At 41.4% G+C, this 2,388-nt stretch carries 2 protein-coding genes; both read right to left on the bottom strand.

Annotated features, from left to right (window positions below; translation table 11 throughout):
- Nucleotides 1–586: 586 nt before the first annotated feature.
- The gene (locus tag ABMY41_RS21625) at nt 587–2,278 is read right to left on the bottom strand and encodes a nucleoside-diphosphate sugar epimerase/dehydratase (RefSeq protein WP_349276239.1); all 1,692 of its coding nucleotides are present in this window, start codon (nt 2,276–2,278) and stop codon (nt 587–589) included.
- A gap of 5 nt (nt 2,279–2,283) precedes the next feature.
- A partial coding sequence (locus ABMY41_RS21630; protein WP_138602026.1) for an IS3 family transposase occupies nt 2,284–2,388 on the bottom strand: 105 nt, incomplete at its 5' end.

Here is a 2,388-nt window from a genome sequence, read left to right on the forward strand (position 1 = left end):
CGCGAATACATCATAGGGCCGAGGTAGCTCCTCATTATGAGCCCGCATATAAGTACGCAGTCTGACAAAATTACCGAAGGGTATTGTGCAATAGGAGGAGTCCATATAAACGGCTTTAGCCGTGAATAGAGTTAAGATCTTCGGCATTAAAGCGCCACCTACGAGATAGACCTTTAGTAAAGCCCTAGAACAAAATAAGTCGACTCAAAACTGACAGCTGACTGCTCGTGATTCTCTTTATGAATGTATCTTCGCGCGAAATACACGCCTACACCAAAGACATTTTATTGCACTAAGAGGGTAAGAGACACTTCGCTTAAGAGGTAAACAAAGTATATTTTTGTCTACTCTTTTTCTTCTCAGTTGTTTCTCTTTGTGCAATTAACTTTCTCTAGCCTGGCATTCAACACCTTTAAGAAAATGAACGCTGCGCTAACATACCCCTTCGTTAGGCTTCAAACTAACTGCTAACAGCTCGTGATTCTCTTTATGAATATATCTTCGCGCGAAATAAATCACGCACCTAAATCACCTTAGACGTCACGCTAGCTTGGCGCACCTGAATTATGTCTTCGCCCTAGCTATCTTAACCCTTTAGGTTTACGACCTTAGCCTGCTCTTCATAATCACTGCCGCTAAGAGTAATAGTTTGTTTAGCGTTCCACACTAAATCACAAATACCATCTGTTGGGTTAAACCCTGTTGGCGCATCAAGTAATAATTGTCTAATAACTTCGTGATCAAAGTTATGGCAAGCAACATCAAGGGCTTCTAAAAATACATTGAGCTCAGCTAGAGGCAGCATAACTTCATTGGCTGTCATAATACGCTCGTGCGATGTCTCGCCTACGTTATCGCCTATTAGTAACTCTTCGTATAGTTTCTCGCCTGGGCGCAGGCCTGTGCATGTAATTTCAATATCACCATGTGGGTTGTTTTTATCTTTTACTTCAAAGCCAGATAAGCGAATCATCTTGCTTGCAAGGTCTTTTATTTTAACTGACTCGCCCATGTCGAGTACAAACACATCACCACCTTTGCCCATTGCGCCCGCTTGTATAACAAGCTGTGCGGCTTCAGGTATAGTCATAAAAAAGCGAGTAATATCTTGGTGGGTTAACGTTATCGGGCCGCCTTCGCGTATTTGCCTACGGAACAACGGTACAACAGAACCACTAGAGCCTAATACATTACCAAAGCGTACCATACAAAAACGGGTATTATGGCTTTTACCTTTGTTTTGCGCTAAGCCTTGCAAGCATAGCTCTGCCATGCGTTTTGTAGCCCCCATTACATTAGTTGGGCGTACGGCTTTGTCGGTAGAAATAAGTACAAATGTTTCTACCTTGGCATTAACTGCAGCCTTGGCAGTATAATACGTACCAAATACATTATTACGTACCCCTTCAACAACGTTGTGCTCAACAAGTGGTACATGTTTATATGCTGCGGCGTGGTAAACCGTTTGTACACCAAAGGCAATCATTACTGTTTCAATACGGTTAATACGCTGTACAGAGCCCATTATAGGAATCAGCTCTACATCAAGTTGGTTATTTGCAACGTACTCGGTAAGCTCTTTTTCTATTGAATATAAACCAAACTCACTTAACTCAAACAATACAAGCTTAGTTGGCTTTTGCTTGACAATTTGGCGGCAAAGCTCCGAGCCAATAGAACCACCAGCACCAGTAACCATAACCACTTTATTTTTAATATTAGCAGCTAATAAATGAGACTTTGGCGCAACACAGTCGCGGCCTAATAAGTCTTCTATTTCAACATCTCTAAATTCAGAAAGCTTTGCTTTACCCTCAATTACATCAGCCATACCGGGTATAGATAGCACTTTAATAGAAAGTGGCTCAAGTTGGGCCAATATCTCTTTTCGGCGAGCTCGGCTCTCACTTGGCATTGCCAGCAATACTTTAGTAGCTTTACCCCTATTAATTAGGTCATAAACATCTTTAAATGCAATAACAGGAATACCCTGAATAATAGAACCCTGCTTTGTTTCGTCATCATCAATAAAAGCACGTACAAAGTATTCTGGCCCGGCACCTAAAGCTGTAGCTAGCTGCCTACCAGAAGAACCGGCACCATAAATAATAACCGACTCTTTATTTGCTGTAGTTAATTTTCCTATCATTGCGCGCACAACAATGCGCGCACCGCCCACTGTTAATAAACATAACCAAGCAAAAATAAATGGCATAGTACGGGGGATTTCAACACCAATAAAAAATGCAAGATGATCTGAACCCGATAAAGTAGACACGGGGTTTAATTAACTTGTTCGTATTGCATGGGACTTTTATAGCCTAGGGTGCCATGCCTTCTTACTGAGTTGTAGTATTTTTCAATATAAAAATACGTTTGTGTTGTCAT

The organism is Pseudoalteromonas sp. BZA4 (assembly GCF_040104395.1).
In the GTDB taxonomy this organism is placed as follows: Bacteria; Pseudomonadota; Gammaproteobacteria; order Enterobacterales; family Alteromonadaceae; genus Pseudoalteromonas.